This window comes from Streptomyces sp. NPDC058239 (assembly GCF_042882185.1).
Lineage (GTDB): Bacteria > Actinomycetota > Actinomycetes > Streptomycetales > Streptomycetaceae > Streptomyces.
In genome coordinates this window covers 42,164-57,500 of the sequence record NZ_JBHVWS010000027.1, presented here as the reverse complement: position 1 = coordinate 57,500, position 15,337 = coordinate 42,164, and the positions used below count along the sequence as shown (strand labels likewise).

General features: G+C 69.2%; 16 protein-coding genes. 11 read left to right on the top strand and 5 right to left on the bottom strand.

Features of this window, described 5'->3' with window-relative positions; genetic code table 11:
- Nucleotides 1–85: 85 nt before the first annotated feature.
- Nucleotides 86–340: a mycoredoxin gene (locus tag ACFVYE_RS26405; RefSeq protein ID WP_093897475.1), complete on the bottom strand. Its 255-nt coding sequence runs from the start codon at nt 338–340 to the stop codon at nt 86–88.
- A 149-nt stretch (nt 341–489) separates the two neighbouring features.
- Between ACFVYE_RS26405 and ACFVYE_RS26400 the strand changes: the two genes are divergently transcribed.
- The 5 genes from ACFVYE_RS26400 (at nt 490) to ACFVYE_RS26380 (ending at nt 4,527) form a co-directional block, all read left to right on the top strand.
- Nucleotides 490–2,748 carry an ATP-dependent DNA helicase UvrD2 gene (locus ACFVYE_RS26400; protein WP_383973457.1) on the top strand — a complete coding sequence of 753 codons (2,259 nt, stop codon included), beginning with the start codon at nt 490–492 and terminating at the stop codon, nt 2,746–2,748.
- Between the two features lie 165 nt (nt 2,749–2,913).
- Complete coding sequence (locus tag ACFVYE_RS26395; protein ID WP_383973455.1) at nt 2,914–3,246, top strand: hypothetical protein; 333 nt, start codon at nt 2,914–2,916, stop codon at nt 3,244–3,246.
- Nucleotides 3,247–3,419: 173 nt separating this feature from the next.
- The gene (locus ACFVYE_RS26390) at nt 3,420–3,788 is read left to right on the top strand and encodes a WhiB family transcriptional regulator (RefSeq protein WP_030915514.1); all 369 of its coding nucleotides are present in this window, start codon (nt 3,420–3,422) and stop codon (nt 3,786–3,788) included.
- A 32-nt stretch (nt 3,789–3,820) separates the two neighbouring features.
- Nucleotides 3,821–4,144 (top strand): hypothetical protein, encoded by a 324-nt coding sequence (locus tag ACFVYE_RS26385; RefSeq protein ID WP_093897531.1) that lies wholly within the window; start codon nt 3,821–3,823, stop codon nt 4,142–4,144.
- Nucleotides 4,145–4,311: 167 nt separating this feature from the next.
- Nucleotides 4,312–4,527: a hypothetical protein gene (locus tag ACFVYE_RS26380; protein ID WP_383978278.1), complete on the top strand. Its 216-nt coding sequence runs from the start codon at nt 4,312–4,314 to the stop codon at nt 4,525–4,527.
- Nucleotides 4,528–4,638: 111 nt separating this feature from the next.
- On the opposite strand, the gene ACFVYE_RS26375 is transcribed toward ACFVYE_RS26380, so the two are convergent.
- Both ACFVYE_RS26375 and ACFVYE_RS26370 read right to left on the bottom strand, forming a co-directional pair.
- Nucleotides 4,639–6,033, bottom strand: coding sequence for an ABC1 kinase family protein (locus ACFVYE_RS26375; RefSeq protein WP_383978275.1), 1,395 nt, complete (start codon nt 6,031–6,033; stop codon nt 4,639–4,641).
- Between the two features lie 41 nt (nt 6,034–6,074).
- Nucleotides 6,075–7,220, bottom strand: a complete 1,146-nt coding sequence (locus ACFVYE_RS26370) for a ThiF family adenylyltransferase (RefSeq protein WP_389607497.1) — start codon at nt 7,218–7,220, stop codon at nt 6,075–6,077.
- Between the two features lie 220 nt (nt 7,221–7,440).
- Between ACFVYE_RS26370 and ACFVYE_RS26365 the strand changes: the two genes are divergently transcribed.
- From ACFVYE_RS26365 to ACFVYE_RS26350, 4 genes are all read left to right on the top strand, one after another.
- Nucleotides 7,441–8,064 carry a M48 family metallopeptidase gene (locus ACFVYE_RS26365; protein ID WP_383978269.1) on the top strand — a complete coding sequence of 208 codons (624 nt, stop codon included), beginning with the start codon at nt 7,441–7,443 and terminating at the stop codon, nt 8,062–8,064.
- 107 nt (nt 8,065–8,171) lie between these two features.
- Complete coding sequence (locus ACFVYE_RS26360; protein WP_389607496.1) at nt 8,172–9,770, top strand: TerD family protein; 1,599 nt, start codon at nt 8,172–8,174, stop codon at nt 9,768–9,770.
- A gap of 11 nt (nt 9,771–9,781) precedes the next feature.
- Complete coding sequence (locus ACFVYE_RS26355) at nt 9,782–10,462, top strand: AIM24 family protein (protein ID WP_383978264.1); 681 nt, start codon at nt 9,782–9,784, stop codon at nt 10,460–10,462.
- A 19-nt stretch (nt 10,463–10,481) separates the two neighbouring features.
- Nucleotides 10,482–11,237 (top strand): AIM24 family protein, encoded by a 756-nt coding sequence (locus ACFVYE_RS26350; RefSeq protein ID WP_383978261.1) that lies wholly within the window; start codon nt 10,482–10,484, stop codon nt 11,235–11,237.
- An 82-nt stretch (nt 11,238–11,319) separates the two neighbouring features.
- On the opposite strand, the gene ACFVYE_RS26345 is transcribed toward ACFVYE_RS26350, so the two are convergent.
- Both ACFVYE_RS26345 and ACFVYE_RS26340 read right to left on the bottom strand, forming a co-directional pair.
- Nucleotides 11,320–11,868: an NUDIX hydrolase gene (locus ACFVYE_RS26345; RefSeq protein ID WP_383974917.1), complete on the bottom strand. Its 549-nt coding sequence runs from the start codon at nt 11,866–11,868 to the stop codon at nt 11,320–11,322.
- Nucleotides 11,865–13,316, bottom strand: coding sequence for a zinc-dependent metalloprotease (locus ACFVYE_RS26340; RefSeq protein WP_389607495.1), 1,452 nt, complete (start codon nt 13,314–13,316; stop codon nt 11,865–11,867). The genes ACFVYE_RS26345 and ACFVYE_RS26340 overlap by 4 nt, the downstream gene beginning before the upstream one ends.
- A 192-nt stretch (nt 13,317–13,508) precedes the next feature.
- On the opposite strand from ACFVYE_RS26340, the gene ACFVYE_RS26335 reads away from it, so the two are divergent.
- Together ACFVYE_RS26335 and ACFVYE_RS26330 are read left to right on the top strand one after the other, a co-directional pair.
- The gene (locus ACFVYE_RS26335; protein WP_383974922.1) at nt 13,509–14,651 is read left to right on the top strand and encodes an SDR family oxidoreductase; all 1,143 of its coding nucleotides are present in this window, start codon (nt 13,509–13,511) and stop codon (nt 14,649–14,651) included.
- A 100-nt stretch (nt 14,652–14,751) separates the two neighbouring features.
- The gene (locus ACFVYE_RS26330; protein WP_389607494.1) at nt 14,752–15,213 is read left to right on the top strand and encodes a molybdenum cofactor biosynthesis protein MoaE; all 462 of its coding nucleotides are present in this window, start codon (nt 14,752–14,754) and stop codon (nt 15,211–15,213) included.
- Nucleotides 15,214–15,337 lie beyond the last annotated feature (124 nt).

Sequence of the window (15,337 nt, the reverse complement as noted above, 5' to 3'; positions counted from 1 at the left end):
GGCTGCAGCGTCCCCGGACGCGTACAGGAACGCCCCCTCCGGTGCTCGACCGGAGGGGGCGCGATGTGCTGCGGGAGCGGCGGGATCAGGCGGCGAGCGCCTGCTTCACCTGGGCCAGGGACGGGTTCGTCATGACGGCCTCGACACCTGTGGAGCCGACCACCAGGACAGTGGGAACGGTCTGGTTGCCCCCGTTGGCCTTCTCGACGAAGGCCGCGGAGTCCGGGTCCTGCTCGATGTTGATCTCGTTGTACGCGATGCCCTCGCGGTCCATCTGGCTCTTGAGCCGACGGCAGTAGCCGCACCACGTGGTGCTGTACATCGTCACAGTGCCCGACATGTCTTCGCGCTCCTCTGTCTTGTCAGACTCGTCTGTCTCATCCGTCTCATCCGGCACGCGGAAAAGCTGGAAAGTGCGTCGCCGCACGGAAAGGGAACGTACGTGAGCCGAACACCATTCCCGCCGCCACCCCCGTATTAGTACGACAGATGCGGCCCCCCTGTGGACAACCTCCGCGCCCGCCTCTTTTGACCTGGCAGCATGGCAGGGTGACAGCAGCAACGCATTCCTCCCTTTTCCCACAGGTTCCCGAGTCGGCCGACGCCGTGCTCGACGGCCTGGACCCCGAGCAGCGCGAGGTCGCCATGGCCCTGCACGGCCCGGTGTGCGTTCTGGCCGGAGCCGGTACGGGCAAGACGCGTGCGATCACGCATCGCATCGCCTACGGGGTGCGCGCGGGGATACTCCAGCCGGCAAGTGTGCTTGCTGTCACGTTCACCAACCGGGCCGCGGGCGAGATGCGGGGACGGCTGCGCCAGCTCGGCGCAGGCGGGGTGCAGGCGCGGACGTTCCACTCCGCAGCCCTGCGCCAGCTCCAGTACTTCTGGCCGAAAGCGGTCGGCGGTGACCTGCCCCGGCTGCTGGAGCGCAAGGTCCAGCTGGTCGCCGAGGCCGCGGCCCGCTGCCGCATCCGCCTCGACCGCAACGAGCTGCGCGACGTCACCAGCGAGATCGAGTGGTCCAAGGTCACCCAGACCGTGCCCGCCGACTATCCGGCCGTGGTCGCCAAGACCCAGCGGGACGCCCCACGTGATCCGGCCGAGATCTCCCAGATCTATGCGATGTACGAGCAGTTGAAGCGCGACCGCTCTCTGATCGACTTCGAGGATGTGCTGCTGCTCACCGTCGCCATCCTCCAGGACCGCCACGACATCGCCGACCACGTCCGCCGCCAGTACCAGCACTTCGTCGTCGACGAGTACCAGGACGTCAGCCCGCTCCAGCAGCGGCTGCTCGACCTCTGGCTCGGCGACAGGGACACCCTGTGCGTCGTCGGTGACGCCAGCCAGACGATCTACTCCTTCACCGGAGCCACCCCCGACCACCTGCTGAACTTCCGCACCCGCCACCCCAACGCGACGGTGGTCAAGCTGGTCAGGGACTACCGCTCCACCCCCCAGGTCGTCCATCTGGCCAACGGGCTGCTCGGCCAGGCCCGCGGCCGCGCCGCCGAGCACCGGCTCGAACTGGTCTCGCAGCGCGAGCCCGGCCCCGAGCCCGTTTATACGGAGTACGCGGACGAGCCCGCGGAGGCCGAAGGTACCGCTCGCCGCATTCGCGATCTGATCGCCGCGGGCGTCCCGGCCGGCGAGATCGCTGTGCTCTACCGGGTCAACTCCCAGTCCGAGGTCTACGAGCAGGCCCTGGCCGACGCCGGCGTGCCGTACCAGCTGCGGGGCGCGGAGCGCTTCTTCGAACGCGCGGAGGTACGGGAGGCGGGCATCGCCCTGCGCGGCGCGGCCCGCGCGGGGGGCAACGACTCCCTGCTCGACGACGCGGAGGGGCTGCCGGCGGAAGTGCGCGCGGTGCTCTCCACCAAGGGATGGACCACGGAACCGCCCGCAGGCTCGGGCGCGGTGCGCGACCGCTGGGAGTCCCTGGCCGCGCTGGTCCGGCTCGCCGAGGATTTCGAACAGGCCAAGCCGGGGGCGACGCTCTCCGATCTGGTGGCGGAGCTCGACGAGCGCGCAGCCGCCCAGCACGCCCCCACGGTCCAGGGAGTCACACTCGCCTCGCTGCACTCGGCGAAGGGCCTGGAGTGGGACGCCGTGTTCCTGGTCGGGCTGAACGAGGGCATGATGCCGATCACCTACGCCAAGACCGACGAACAGATCGAGGAGGAGCGTCGGCTGTTGTACGTCGGCGTCACCCGGGCGCGCTTCCATCTCTCGTTGTCATGGTCGCTGTCCCGCTCGCCCGGCGGCCGTGCCGGACGGCGCCCGAGCCGGTTCCTGAACGGACTGCGCCCCGGCTCGGTGGCCCTCGGTACGCGCGGCGCGGCCGGAGGCGGCGGGATCGAACGGGGCCCCGGCGCCGGAGCGGTCGTCAAACGCGGCCGCCGCGGCCCTGCACGGTGCCGGGTCTGCGGCAAGACCCTCACCGATGCGGGCGAGATGAAGCTGATGCGCTGCGACGACTGCCCCTCCGACATGGACGAGGCGCTGTACGAGCGGCTGCGCGACTGGCGGGCGGTCCGGGCGAAGGAGATCGGCCAGCCCGCGTACTGCGTGTTCACGGACAAGACGCTGATGGCGATCGCCGAGGCGGTGCCGGGCAGCGCGGGCGAACTGGCCGGGATCTCCGGGGTCGGCGCGCGGAAGCTGGACCGGTTCGGGACCGCGGTCCTTGCCATTTGCGCAGGTGAGACGGTGGAAGAAGGGCTCGGGGACACCGTTGACGAGGTGTGAGAAAAACTCGTCGAAAAAATAGTTTGCGCCCGCCCCAGTCATCACCATAGGTTCTTAACCACGGGAACAGCGACTTCTCTGAAGCCCTGGTCCTGTGCTGTACTTATCCGAATACGCAGGACCGGCCCGCCGGTCCCCCCGAGACGCCGAGAGGAGGCGATTGAAGTGATCAGCATCATCGAGACCAACAAAATGACCGATCTCTCGGTCGTCTCCGCCTGCTCGCTCGGCCTCGCCTGCTCTTCGGAGTCCTCGCTGCGTGGCACCGGTCTGTCCGGCATTTCCGCCGTCAGCCCGCTGTCCCTGTCGAACCTCCCCGTGCGGGAGCGCAATGAGCGACCGACCCAGGCACCGGCAGCAGCAGTAGCGAAGGGACAGGCCCAGGCCTATGCCTTTGCGGCCGTCGGTGCAGGAGCGGAATCCGGCGCCAAGAAGCAGACGATGCACCACACGATGTGGGCCTTCCGTGGGCCTGAACCCTGGAGTGATCCAGCCTGATTCAGAATCAGGCCGGCGCCTTCAGGGCCGCGGAACCCCACTCGGGATCCGCGGCCCTTTTGTTTTGTCCAAACGGACGAGACAGCGCGAAGGAGCCTCGGGACAAGCAACACCCGGTACCAGCCGCCCCCCGGCCAACAGGCCGGAACGACCAGACGAGGACACCACCCACCGTGCAACTCGAAGCGCACGCCCCGTCCGTACCGCCTTCCGAAACGATCCCGCCGCCCGGCCTCACGGAGGACTCCACCTTGATCCCCCTCACTGCGCTCACCGCGCTCGACGACGCCATCGAGAACCTCGGCGTGCCCGTCCCCTGCCGCTCCTACGACCCGGAGGTCTTCTTCGCCGAGTCGCCGGCCGACGTCGAGTACGCCAAGTCCCTCTGCCGCACCTGCCCGCTCGTCGAGGCCTGCCTCGCCGGCGCCAAGGAGCGTCGCGAGCCGTGGGGCGTCTGGGGTGGTGAGCTCTTCATCCAGGGCGTTGTCGTTGCTCGCAAGCGGCCGCGTGGCCGTCCGCGCAAGAACCCGGTCGCGGCGTGACCGCCGGACTGGGGGTCACGGCCCCCAAACCCATGAAGCGCATCGGAACCATCGACCGCCCCCACACCCACGATCCCCGAAATCAGGCACCAATGTCCGTCCCCACGAATGAGCCCGTCGGCTCCGCAACACCGAACGTCACAATCATCGGCGCGAACGACTCGCGTCAGAACAGGACCCGCGAGATGCAACTCATCCCAGAAGCCCTGGCTCGTGCTCATATGCACGACCGCCTGAGGGAAGCCGACGCGCAACGTCAGGCCGTGCGCCTGGTTGCCGCGCGCCGGATGCAGCGCCGGGCCGAGCGCGCCTCGATGCGCGCCCGCCGTGCGCTGGCCATGGCAGTCATGCACTAGTCAGGCCGAGTACCAGCAGCACCCGCTGCCGGGCAGCCGCTCTGCCCAGCAGTAATCAGTACCCATAGTTCAGTACCCCTTCCGCGGGGCCGGTCCGAACGGGCCGGCCCCGCGGTCGTGCTGTGTGGTGCCGCGCGGCACAGCGGAGACGGAGTTATCGTCACGAGGTGGACGAGGAGACTCATCACCGGATTCAGCAGCCCGCGCAGAGGGACGCCGCCGTGGTCGTCTGTGCCCTGTGCGGTACCTCCGCCGACAGCGAGAGCGCACCGCCGACCTGGATCTGCTCCGTGGAGAACGGCAGACACCAGTACTTCTGCGAAGAGTGCGCCCGCACTCATATCAGGGCGATCGAGAGCCGTCTCGATTCTGCCTGGTGGTGACACCCCTGGTGGCGCCACCAGGGCATGACGGCCCGGGCGTTACGGCTCGGGGGCGCGACGCTCCGGGCCGTGAGTGCCACCCGGGCCCGGTCCCGGGGGCTCGAAGGCTGCCTACGCACCGGCGGCCGCGTCGCCCGCCAACTCCTCTACCACGGACTCCTGCTGATCCTCCGCCAAGAACCCCGGCACCCAGGACTCCAGTTCGTCACGCAGCCGTACCGTCGCACCCAGCTGGCACAGCACCCCGATCGTGCTCAGCGTCACCCGGTGTATCAGCAGATAGGCGGGCGGCAGATTCAGCTGCTTGCCGAGCTGATGAGCGGGGGAACGAGGATCCGCAATCCGGGCCGCCTGATTGCGCATCCAGCTCCGAGTGAAGGTGAACTCCTCCACCTGTGCCGGTTCGATGATCGGGAGGAGATAGTCGAGCATCGCATCCGGGTCGAGGTCGATCGAGTCCTTGACGAACCCCTCCTCGCGCAACAGTTCATACACCGCATCCGCATCACCCGACAGCGTCAGTCGCAGGGAGTCCCCGATCGGCTGCGGCAGACCACCCGGCAGCCGGTCAACCGTGCCGAAGTCCAGTACTCCGAGCCGCCATTGTCCGGCCTCGCCGGCACCGTCCTCTGGGGGCAGCAGCCGGAAGTTGCCCGGATGGGGGTCTGCGTGCAGCAGCCCGGTGCGCGCGGGGCCCGAGAAGAGAAAGCGCGCCAGCAACTGGCCGGCCCGGTCCCGCTGCTCCGGCGTGCCCTGCGCGATCACGTCGGCCAGCGGAACACCGTCCATCCACTCCGTCACCAGAACCTGGTCGGACTGGTGCACCACAGCGGGGATCGCCACGTCCGGGTCGGCTGCGAACTCCTCGGCGTGGTCCCGCTGCGACCGTGCCTCCTGCTCGTAGTCCAGTTCCTCCGAGACCCGGTCGCGCAGCTCCGTGATAAGCGGTTTGATGTCCATTCCGGGGATCAGCGGACCGAGCAACCGGGCGAACCTGCTGAGTTGGGTCAGATCCGAGAGCAGCGCCTCTCCGGCGCCCGGATACTGCACCTTCACCGCGACTTCCCGCCCGTCGTGCCACACCGCCCGGTGCACCTGACCGATCGATGCGGCGGCCGACGGCTGTTCCTCGAATTCGAGGAACAGCTCTCGCCAATCCTCGCCGAGCCGCTCCTCCAGCACCGCGTGCACGGTGCCGCTGGGCATGGGAGGTGCGGCTTCCTGCAGTTTGGTGAGTGCCGCCCTGTACGGTCCGGCGACCTCCTCGGGCAGCGCCGACTCGAAGACGGACAGGGCCTGCCCCAGCTTCATCGCCCCGCCCTTCAACTCGCCCAGGACCTTGAAGAGCTGATCCGCAGTGCGCTGCTGCACCTCCCGGGCGACCAGCTCCGCCGACTTCCCGCCGATCCGCTTGCCCAGACCCCACGTGGCGCGGCCGGCGAAGCCCAGTGGCAGGGCGGCCAACTTGGCGGTACGGGTGACCGCTTTCCGGGGTAGATCAGACATGAGCCCCTCCAAATCCCAGACTGCCGTACCGTGTGCGGCGGTTACCCGGCCATTGTGTCGTGCGCCGCTTCGACCCCGGAGACGCGCTCCCCCTCAGTGTGCCCAGCCGCTCCACAGGAACAGCCGAGGTGCGCCCCGATCCGCTCGGACCGCCAGTCCAACAGCGGCAGCGCGGCCTCCCAGCGGGTCCCCGTACTGGCGGGCAGCTCCCCGTCCAGAAAGGACAGCGCGTGGGCGGCCGCCAGACCGGCCACCGCAGTCGCCAGCCCCAGGTCACAGGCCTGCACAGCGGTGCGCCGCCCGGACTGCCACTGAGACAGCATCCTGGGCCACTGCTCATCCCGGTCCGCACGTTCCAGAGCCAGACACCCCGCGCACGCCGTACCCCCGGGCAGCACCAGGGGGCCGACCACTCCCGTCGCCTCCATCACTCCGGCATAGAGATGGGGAGTCCCCGAAGCGATCCACGGTTCGGCCGGACGCGGGTCGGGGGCGTACACCCCTAGGCCGTCGCGAGGGGCGACCACGATCAGTGACAGCCCCGGCTCACCACCCGCCGAGGAACCCGCCGTCTCCGATGCCCGGGGAGCCGAACCCGCGGCGGACCTGCGCACCAACTGCCGGGCGGCGGTGTCCCTGCGCTCCCCGACGGCTGCCGGTGGAAGCCCGCCGGGTGAGACGTCCCAAGGCTCGGTGCATCCGCCGTCCAGAACCTCCACCCGGCCCACCCCGGATCCGGACAGCACCGCCGCGATCGCGGCACCGACCCGGCCGGCACCCCGCACCTGGACCCGCATCGCCCGGCGGGCCGCCAGCCGCCGCATCCCGCCGCCCGGCTCGGGATGGACGACGGAGAGCGACGCCAGATCGGGGCGGTGCCGCTCCAGGGCGCCGGGCCGGTTCCGTAACGCATCGGCCTCCGGGCCGACAGCCCGCACATCGTCGAGCAGGCCCGCATCCGTCAATCGGCCCACCAAGGTGTCCACTTGAAGGTCCGACAGATCCAACGCACGGGCTTCCTCGCGCAGCAGCGGCAGGCCGCGCGTACCGTCGAGCAGTTCCAGGAAACAGCCCGTTGCGATATCCATCGGACTGAGTTTCACCGCATGAGCGGGGGTCACCCCGAATTGCACGGTGCCCCGGCCGCGCCATGCACGGCGCAGTGCGGGCTTCAACATCGGATACACGGCGTTCCCCCGGTCTGTGTTCCATGATCTCTGTGCGTGGGCTGTGGCCCGGATCTCCGCGAGATCCGTTGTCAGAATGCAGGCCGGCGTCGAAGTGTGCAGAAAGTTATCCACAGGCATGGGGTATTAGTCGTTCAAATGGTGCATGCCGTGGAGCGGATCAAGCGCGAACCGTCCCGGAGGCGGGACTTCCCCCACTGACAGCGGGTAACGTCATGGCGTGCCCGCCGACCCGTCACCCGGATTCGCCGGGGAGACCCCCGCGCGCAGCGCCGGAACCCATCAGCGCAGCGCGGCGGACCGTCCGCCCCGCGCCTCGGCAACGAGCGCGGTCGAGGTCCGCAGGAGCAATCGCCGCAGCAGAACGGTCTCCGCGTACCGGGAGGGAGACCGCACCATCGTGCTCATCCCTGCCCGGATGTCGGAGGCCGAGGAGCAGCGCTGGGTGAACGTGATGCTCGACAAGCTCGCGGCCCAGGAGAGCAAACGCATCCTCGGCGACAGCGAACTCGCCGAGCGGGCCGAACGGTTGTCCGCCCAGTATTTTCAGGGCCGGGCAAGACCCGCGTCAGTGCGGTGGGTGACCAATCAGAACACCCGATGGGGGTCCTGCACCCCGGCGGAGGGCAGCATCCGACTGTCGCACCGGCTGCAGGGCATGCCCGAGTACGTTGTCGACTACGTGCTCGTCCATGAGCTCGCGCATCTGCTGGTCCCCGGTCATGGTCCGCGATTCTGGCGGCTGCTGGAGGCGTACCCGCGGACCGAGCGGGCTCGCGGCTACCTCGAAGGGGTGGTGGCGGCCGACCGGCTGCCGCATCTGCCCGCTGCGCGCGGTGAGTGACGTTCGGCGATTCTGTACCGGGTGTGTACCGACTTAGCTCAATGTCGGAGTTTGCGGTTAGCCTGGCGCGACGCATTCACATTCGGGATGGGGGACGGTCGTTACGCATGGCCAGGGAATTCCAACGCGGCTACAAGGCCAAGATCAGCGATCTCACGCCGGGGACGGACCTGTACGTAGGTGTGCAGATCGCCGGCCCGGGACTGACCTTTGACATCAGCTGCTTCGGCCTCGATGCCAATGAGCAGCTCTCCGACGACCGGTATTTCATCTTCTTCAATCAGCCTAAATCGCCCGAGGAGTCCATTCAGCTCCTCGGTGCCCAGGCCGGTGACACCGAGTCGTTCCGCGTCACCCTGGACCGCATTCCGGCGAACATCCACAAGCTGTCGTTCACGGCGACGGTCGACGGTGCCGGGCAGATGTCCCAGGTCGGCCCCGGATACATCCGGATCGTCGCGGGTGGCGAGGAGGTCGTCAGGTACGCCTTCAACGGTTCGGAGTTCACCACCGAGCGTGCGGTGATGCTGGGTGACTTCTACCTGAAGGACGTGTGGCGGTTCGCCGCCGTCGGCCAGGGCTTCGACGGTGGCCTCGACGCGCTGCTGAAGAACTTCGGCGGCGAGGTCGCCGAGGAGGAGCCCGCCGCACCTCAGCCGCAGGCAGCCGCCCCGTCGTTCGCCCCGCCCGCCCAGGCGGCCGCACCGGCGCCCGCCCCGTCCTTCGGCGCCCCGGCCGCGCAGGCCCCGCCCCCCACGCCGCAACAGCAGATGCATGCCGCGCCGACAATGGCAGCCCCGATGGCACCGCTCGGTGGCACGGTGCCGCCGCCCGCCCCTGCCCCGGTTCCGTATGGGCAGCCGGGCCAGCCGTCCCAGCAGCCGCAGTTCGGGCAGATCCCCGGCCAGCAGCCCGCCGCCCCGTACGGGCAGCAGGCCCCCGCTCCGTACGGCCAGCAGGCTCCTGCTCCCTACGGCCAGCAGCCTCCCGGAATGCAGCCGCCCGGCATTCCTCAAGGAGTACCGCAAGGCGTGCCGCAGGCCGGGGCCGGCCTCCAGGCCGCGCTCCAGCCGTACAAGGAGACGGCCACCGGGCAGCGTTGGACCCCGCAGAACCAGCAGCTCATGCGGGTCGACCTCACCATGGGCGGCACGCCTGTGCTCGCCCGCCAGGGCAGCATGGTGATGTACCAGGGCAAGGTCGACTTCAGCTACAAGGGTGCCGGTTTCGCGGGCCGCATCGTCGGCAATTCCACCGGCCAGGAAATGCAGCTGATGCGCTGCACCGGCCGCGGACAGGTCTTCCTCGCCGAGGACGGTTCCCATCTGCACGCCATCGAGCTGCAAGGCGACGGCATCTGTGTCTCGGCGGAGAACGTCCTCGCCTTCGACGAGTCGCTGCAGCACGAGGTCCGCAGGATCGAGGGCCACGGCATTCCCGGCGGGGCCCTGTTCACCATGCAGTTCCAGGGCACCGGCACGGTCGTCGTCAAGACCCACGGCGTCCCTGTCGTCCTGCCCGTCACCCCGACCACCTTCGCCGACTGCAATGCCGTCGTGGCCTGGTCGTCCGCGTCCCAGGTGATCATCTCCAGCCAGGTCCGGCTGCGCCGCAACGCGTACCCGGGACACAGCGGAGAGACCGTGAACCTTCAGTTCCGGGGCGCCCCCGGCAACTTCATCGTCGTCCAGCCCTACGAGGTCTGAGGGAGCCCGTCATGAACCAGCAACTCGCGGGCTACGCCCCGACCCCCGTCACGGCCCGTATGGAGAACCACGGCCGTGCGATGCTCAAGGTCGCCATGGCCACCGGCCAGGACCTCTACGCACGTACCGGCTCGATGGTCGCGTACGAGGGCTTCATCCAGTACGAACCCAACCCGCCCGCCGTCCGCCAGATCGCCTCCCAGTGGATCACCGGCGAGGGCGCACCGATCATGAAGTGCTCCGGCGACGGACTGCTCTACCTCGCCGACTACGGCGCCGATGTGGTCGTCATCAACCTCAACAACGACTCCCTCTCGGTCAACGGCACCAACGTCCTTGCCTTCGACGGCCATCTCACCTGGGGCGTGGAGCGGGTCAAGGGCCTCGCGAAGTTCGCCGGCCAGGGCCTGTGGAACGTATGTATCTCGGGCACCGGCTGGGTCGCCATCACCTCGCGCGGCACACCGATCGTCGTCGACTGCGGACGCGGCGAGGACGAGACCTACGTCGACCCGGACGCCCTCGTGGCGTGGTCCCCGAACCTCAAGGTGAAGGGCAAGCGCAGCTTCAAGGCATCCTCGCTCATCGGGCGGGGCAGTGGCGAGGCGTACCAGATGGCTTTCTCCGGCCAGGGCATCGTCGTCGTGCAGCCGAGCGAGGACAGTACCGACCGCCTGCGGATCCGGAACTGAGGGGGAGGGAGAACACACCATGCAGAGTCCGCTTTTCAGCTACACGGAACAGCAGTCCCAGGACAGGTACACCGTCCAGAACCCGCAGCTTCTGCGGGTCTCGCTGACCGGCCGGGACGACGTCCTCGCCCGCAAGGGTGCCATGGTCGCCTACCAGGGACTGATGGAGTTCGACGGCGAGTACCAGTCGCACGGGCAGCGCCGCGCCCGCGCGAGCACCGGTGAGGGCCTCGACCTGATGCGCTGCTCCGGGCAGGGCACCGTCTATCTCGCCAACCTCGCGCAGTACATCCATGTCGTGGACGTCGACCACGACGGCATGACGGTGGACAGCGCCTACGTCCTGGCGCTCGACTCCTCGCTGCACACCGAGGTCATCGCGGTGGACAGCCAGTACGGCATCTCGGGCACCGGCAAGTACCAGCTCAACATCTCCGGCACCGGCAAGGTCGCTCTGATGACCTCGGGCCAGCCGCTGATGATGCAGGTCACGCCGGACAAGTACGTGAACGCCGATGCCGACGCGATCGTTGCCTGGTCCAGCTCGCTGCGCGTGCAGATGCAGGCCCAGACACACTCCTCGGGCGTCTGGCGGCGGCGTGGCAACACCGGCGAGGGCTGGGAGCTCAGCTTCCTCGGCCAGGGCTTCGCCCTGGTCCAGCCGAGCGAGGTGCTGCCCCCGCAGAACCACGAGATCGGCCAGGGCGTCCGGGCCCAGTACGGAATGGGCCAGCACGGCGCCCACGGCCAGAACCAGAACAACTCCTGGAACTGAGCGGCAGCGCACCGTCACGGACAAACACGGCTGAGGGGCGGTCTCCCCGGAGACCGCCCCTCAGCCGTGCCGCATGCCGCCCCTACCCGCGCTGCTCCAGCGCGGCGCGGGCGCGCGTCATCAGCCGTAGGACCGATGTATCGGCCACCGACGCGACCTCGTCGTACGCGAACCAGCGCAGGTCCAGCGACTCGTCGCTGATCTGCTCCGTCGCGCCCGACGGCGCCAGCGCCGCGTACTGCACATCCAGATGCCAGTGACAGGGCGCGGGGATCGGGTGGCGGTCCAGCGTCACCGGTCCGCCCGCGAGCAGGGTCAGGCCGCTGATGCCGGACTCCTCGGTGGCCTCACGCAGCGCCGCGGTGGCCAGCGTGGTGTCCTGCGGCTCGCAGTGGCCGCCCATCTGCAGCCACATCTGCAGCTTGCGGTGAAGGGTGAGCAGAACCCGGCCGCGCTCCGGATCGATCACCAGTGCGCTGGCCGTCAGATGTCCGGCTTCGCAGGCCTTCCACATGCCGTCGGGATGCCGGGCCAGGTGGTCCAGATAGACCTGGCGCAGTTCCTCCTGGGCCGGATCCACCTGGTTCTCGTACCCCTTCAGCACGAGAACGGCGTCGTCGTACAGGCTCACTGGTCGGTTTCGCCCTTGCCGTCGTTCTTCCGGTCGTCGGCTCCCTCGGAGCCCGCTTCGCCCGCTTCGGTCCCGGGCTTCTGCGGACCCTTCGCGGCCTCTCCGAGCATCTTGTCCAGCTCGGAGAAGTCCAGCTGCTCGTGATGCACAAAGCCGTCCGGATCGTCCAGGTCCTGGGCGGTCGGCAGCATGTCGGGGTGCTCCCACAGGGCGTCGCGCCCGTCGAGACCGCGGGCGTCCGTGAGCGATGCCCACAGGCGCGAGGCGTCACGAAGCCGCCGCGGACGCAGCTGAAGCCCGATGAGCGTGGCGAACGTCTGCTCGGCCGGCCCGCCGGAGGCGCGGCGCCTGCGCATGGTCTCGCGCAGTGCGTCCGCCGAGGTCAGGCGGGACCTCGCGGCCTCGTGCACCACCGCGTCCACCCAGCCCTCGACCAGTGCGAGCGCCGTCTCCAGCCTGGCCAGAGCGGCCTTCTGCTCCGGTGTGTCCTCCGGCTGGAACATTCCCTGCTGCAGGGCGTCCTGCAGCTGCTCCGGCTGCGACGGGTCGAACTGGCCGACCACGTCCTCCAGCTTGCTGGTGTCGACCTTGATGCCGCGCGCGTACCCCTCGACGGCGCCGAACAGATGCGAGCGCAGCCACGGAACATGGGAGAAAAGCCGCTGGTGGGCGGCTTCGCGCAGGGCCAGATACAGCCGCACCTCGTCCTGCGGCACGCTGAGGTCCTTGCCGAACCTCTCCACATTCAGCGGAAGGAGCGCGGCCTTGCCCGCCGGGCCCAGCGGCAGTCCGATGTCGGTCGAACCGACCACCTCGCCCGCCAGCACACCGACGGCCTGCCCGATCTGCTGGCCGAACATCGCGCCGCCCATGGACCGCATCATGCCGATCAGCGGGCCCGCCATCGCCTGCATCTCCTCGGGCAGCACATCGCCCATGGCCAGACCGACGCGCTCGGCCACCGGGTCGACCAGCTTCTGCCAGGCGGGGAGAGACGCCTCGACCCACTCCGCACGGCTCCACGCCACGGTGGAGACCGAACCGGAGGGCAGCGAGGTCACGCCGTCCAGCCAGAGGTCGGCAAGCCGCAGCGCCTCGTCGACCGCGGACCGCTCGGACTGGCCGACGCTCGCGTCCTTGGTGCCGTCCGGCGTGCCCTGCGAGACCGTCTGGCGGGCGATCTGCTTGGCCATGTCCCAGTTCACCGGGCCGCCCTCGTAGCTCAGCATCTGGCCGAGCTGCTGGAAGGCCGCACCCAGGTCGTTGGGGTTCATCGTGCCGAACATCGCCGCGAACGGGTTGTCCCCGCCCGCGCCGGGCCCGAAGCCGAACGGGTTCGACGGCCCGCCGGAACCCTGCCCACCTCCGGTGGGGTCCTTCTTCTTGCCTTCGTCGCCGTTCTCCGGCTCCTCCGGCGGAAGGCCGAATCCGAATGGGGTGTCACTCACGGGTTTCCTCGGCTCGTAGGGCCGCCGGCTCGAACCGACGGCGACTGCCCGACATCACCATCCAGCGTAGACACCAAAAGTCCGCTTGGGGCCTCAGTGCTCCGCCGGCTCCCGGCCTGCGGCAGGATGGACGCCACCTGGTACGTACGCGTCATTCGGGTACGTACTGAAGACAACCGCTGGAGACGCCCGGTGAGTTCCCCAGATCCTCAGGTTCGCGCAGCGCGAAACCTGTCCGACCCCTCGACCGAGAACAAGCCCGCAAAAAGCCGCTCCAGGAACCGTGGCCCCGTCGTCGCGGTCACCGGAGCCGCAGGAGGCGTCGGTGAGCTGCTCACCGCACGCCTCGCGGCTTCCGAGGAGATCAAGCAGGTCATCGCCATCGACGAACGCCGAGGAGAAGTCTCCGAGGCGACCTGGCACATCCTCGACGTACGGGATCCCGCCATCGCAGAAAAGCTGCGTGGCGCAGATGTCGTCGTGCATCTGGCACTCGATCTCGACCTGGAGACCGACCCCGCCGCCCGCACCGCCTACAACGTGCGCGGCACCCAGACCGTGCTGACGGCCGCCGCGGCCGTCGGGGTCCACCGGGTCGTGCTGTGCACCTCGGCGATGGTCTACGGGGCGCTGCCCGACAACGACATCCCTCTCGCCGAGGACGCCGAGCTGCGTGCGACGGCGGAGGCCACCGGCGTCGGCGACCTCCTGGAGATCGAACGGCTCGGGCGCCGCGCACCCCGCGCGCACCCCGGCCTCAATGTCACCGTGGTCCGCCCCACCGTTTTGGTCGGCGGTACGGACACCGCGCTGACCCGCTACTTCGAGTCGCCGCGCCTCCTGGTCGTCGCCGGATCACGCCCCACCTGGCAGTTCTGTCACGTCGACGACCTGGTCACGGCCCTGGAGTACGCCGCGCTGGAGAAGATCGACGGCGAGTTCGCGGTCGGCTGCGACGGCTGGCTCGAACAGGAGGAGGTCGAGGAGCTCAGCGGCGTCCGACGGATGGAACTGCCCTCCGCCGTGGCACTCGGCGCCGCCGCCCGACTGCACCGGATCGGCCTCACCCCGTCCCCGGCGGGCGATCTGGCGTACACGATGCACCCCTGGGTGGTCAGCGTGAGCCGGCTGCACGACGCGGGCTGGCGCCCGAGCTGGACCAACGAGGAGGTGCTCGCCGCGCTCCTCGAAGAGGTCGAGGGCCGGCACACCGTCGCCGGACGCCGACTCGGGCGCAAGGACGCCACCGCGGCAGGTGCCGCCGGTGCGACCGTGGCGCTGCTCGGCACCGCCGCCCTGGTCCGCCGCGCCCGCAAGGCCCGCCGCCGGATCTAGGGGGCGGCGATCCGTCTGTAGAAGGCTCCAAGGTCAGGGGCGGCCCGCCGGTGGAAAACGCTATTCCACGATGTCGGTGCGGTACGGCACCATGGGCCCCATGGTTTCCACCCACGACCACCCCGGCGAGCAGGCGGCAAGCGACCCCATCCGGCTGCTGGCGATTCGCGACACGCCGTTGTCGGTCGACGAGATCTTCCGGGCGGTCGGGGACGATGCCGCGGGCGGCACGGCGCTCTTCGTCGGTACGGTGCGCAACCACGACGGCGGTCAGGACGTCGGTGCGCTCGGGTACTCCTGCCATCCCTCGGCTCAGGACGAATTGCGCCGGGTGGCCGAGAAGGTCGTCGCGGAATTCCCGGTCCGGGCGCTGGCCGCCGTCCATCGGGTGGGTGACCTCCGAGTGGGCGACCTCGCTGTGGTCGTCGCCGTCTCCTGCCCCCACCGCGCCGAGGCGTTCGAGGCGTGCCGCAAGTTGATCGACGACCTCAAGCACGAGGTTCCGATCTGGAAACACCAGCGTTTTTCGGACGGCACCGAGGAGTGGGTGGGCGCCTGCTGAGCGCAAGCCGATCGGGTGGTCGGCTGTCCCGATTTGCGTAACCGCACCCCTGCCGTGAGCGTTGGTTCTGCAGATGGTTAATCTGCTGATAGGTCAGTTGCGGTCGCTCATGGGGTAGGGAGGT

Bases quoted from the DNA above. Each gene is read 5' to 3' on its own strand.
- ACFVYE_RS26405 (WP_093897475.1), bottom strand. From the start codon at position 340: ATGTCGGGCACTGTGACGATGTACAGCACCACGTGGTGCGGCTACTGC.
- ACFVYE_RS26400 (WP_383973457.1), top strand. From the start codon at position 490: ATGCGGCCCCCCTGTGGACAACCTCCGCGCCCGCCTCTTTTGACCTGG.
- ACFVYE_RS26385 (WP_093897531.1), top strand. From the start codon at position 3,821: ATGAAGCGCATCGGAACCATCGACCGCCCCCACACCCACGATCCCCGA.
- ACFVYE_RS26375 (WP_383978275.1), bottom strand. From the start codon at position 6,033: ATGTCTGATCTACCCCGGAAAGCGGTCACCCGTACCGCCAAGTTGGCC.
- ACFVYE_RS26360 (WP_389607496.1), top strand. From the start codon at position 8,172: ATGGCCAGGGAATTCCAACGCGGCTACAAGGCCAAGATCAGCGATCTC.
- ACFVYE_RS26355 (WP_383978264.1), top strand. From the start codon at position 9,782: ATGAACCAGCAACTCGCGGGCTACGCCCCGACCCCCGTCACGGCCCGT.
- ACFVYE_RS26350 (WP_383978261.1), top strand. From the start codon at position 10,482: ATGCAGAGTCCGCTTTTCAGCTACACGGAACAGCAGTCCCAGGACAGG.
- ACFVYE_RS26330 (WP_389607494.1), top strand. From the start codon at position 14,752: ATGGTTTCCACCCACGACCACCCCGGCGAGCAGGCGGCAAGCGACCCC.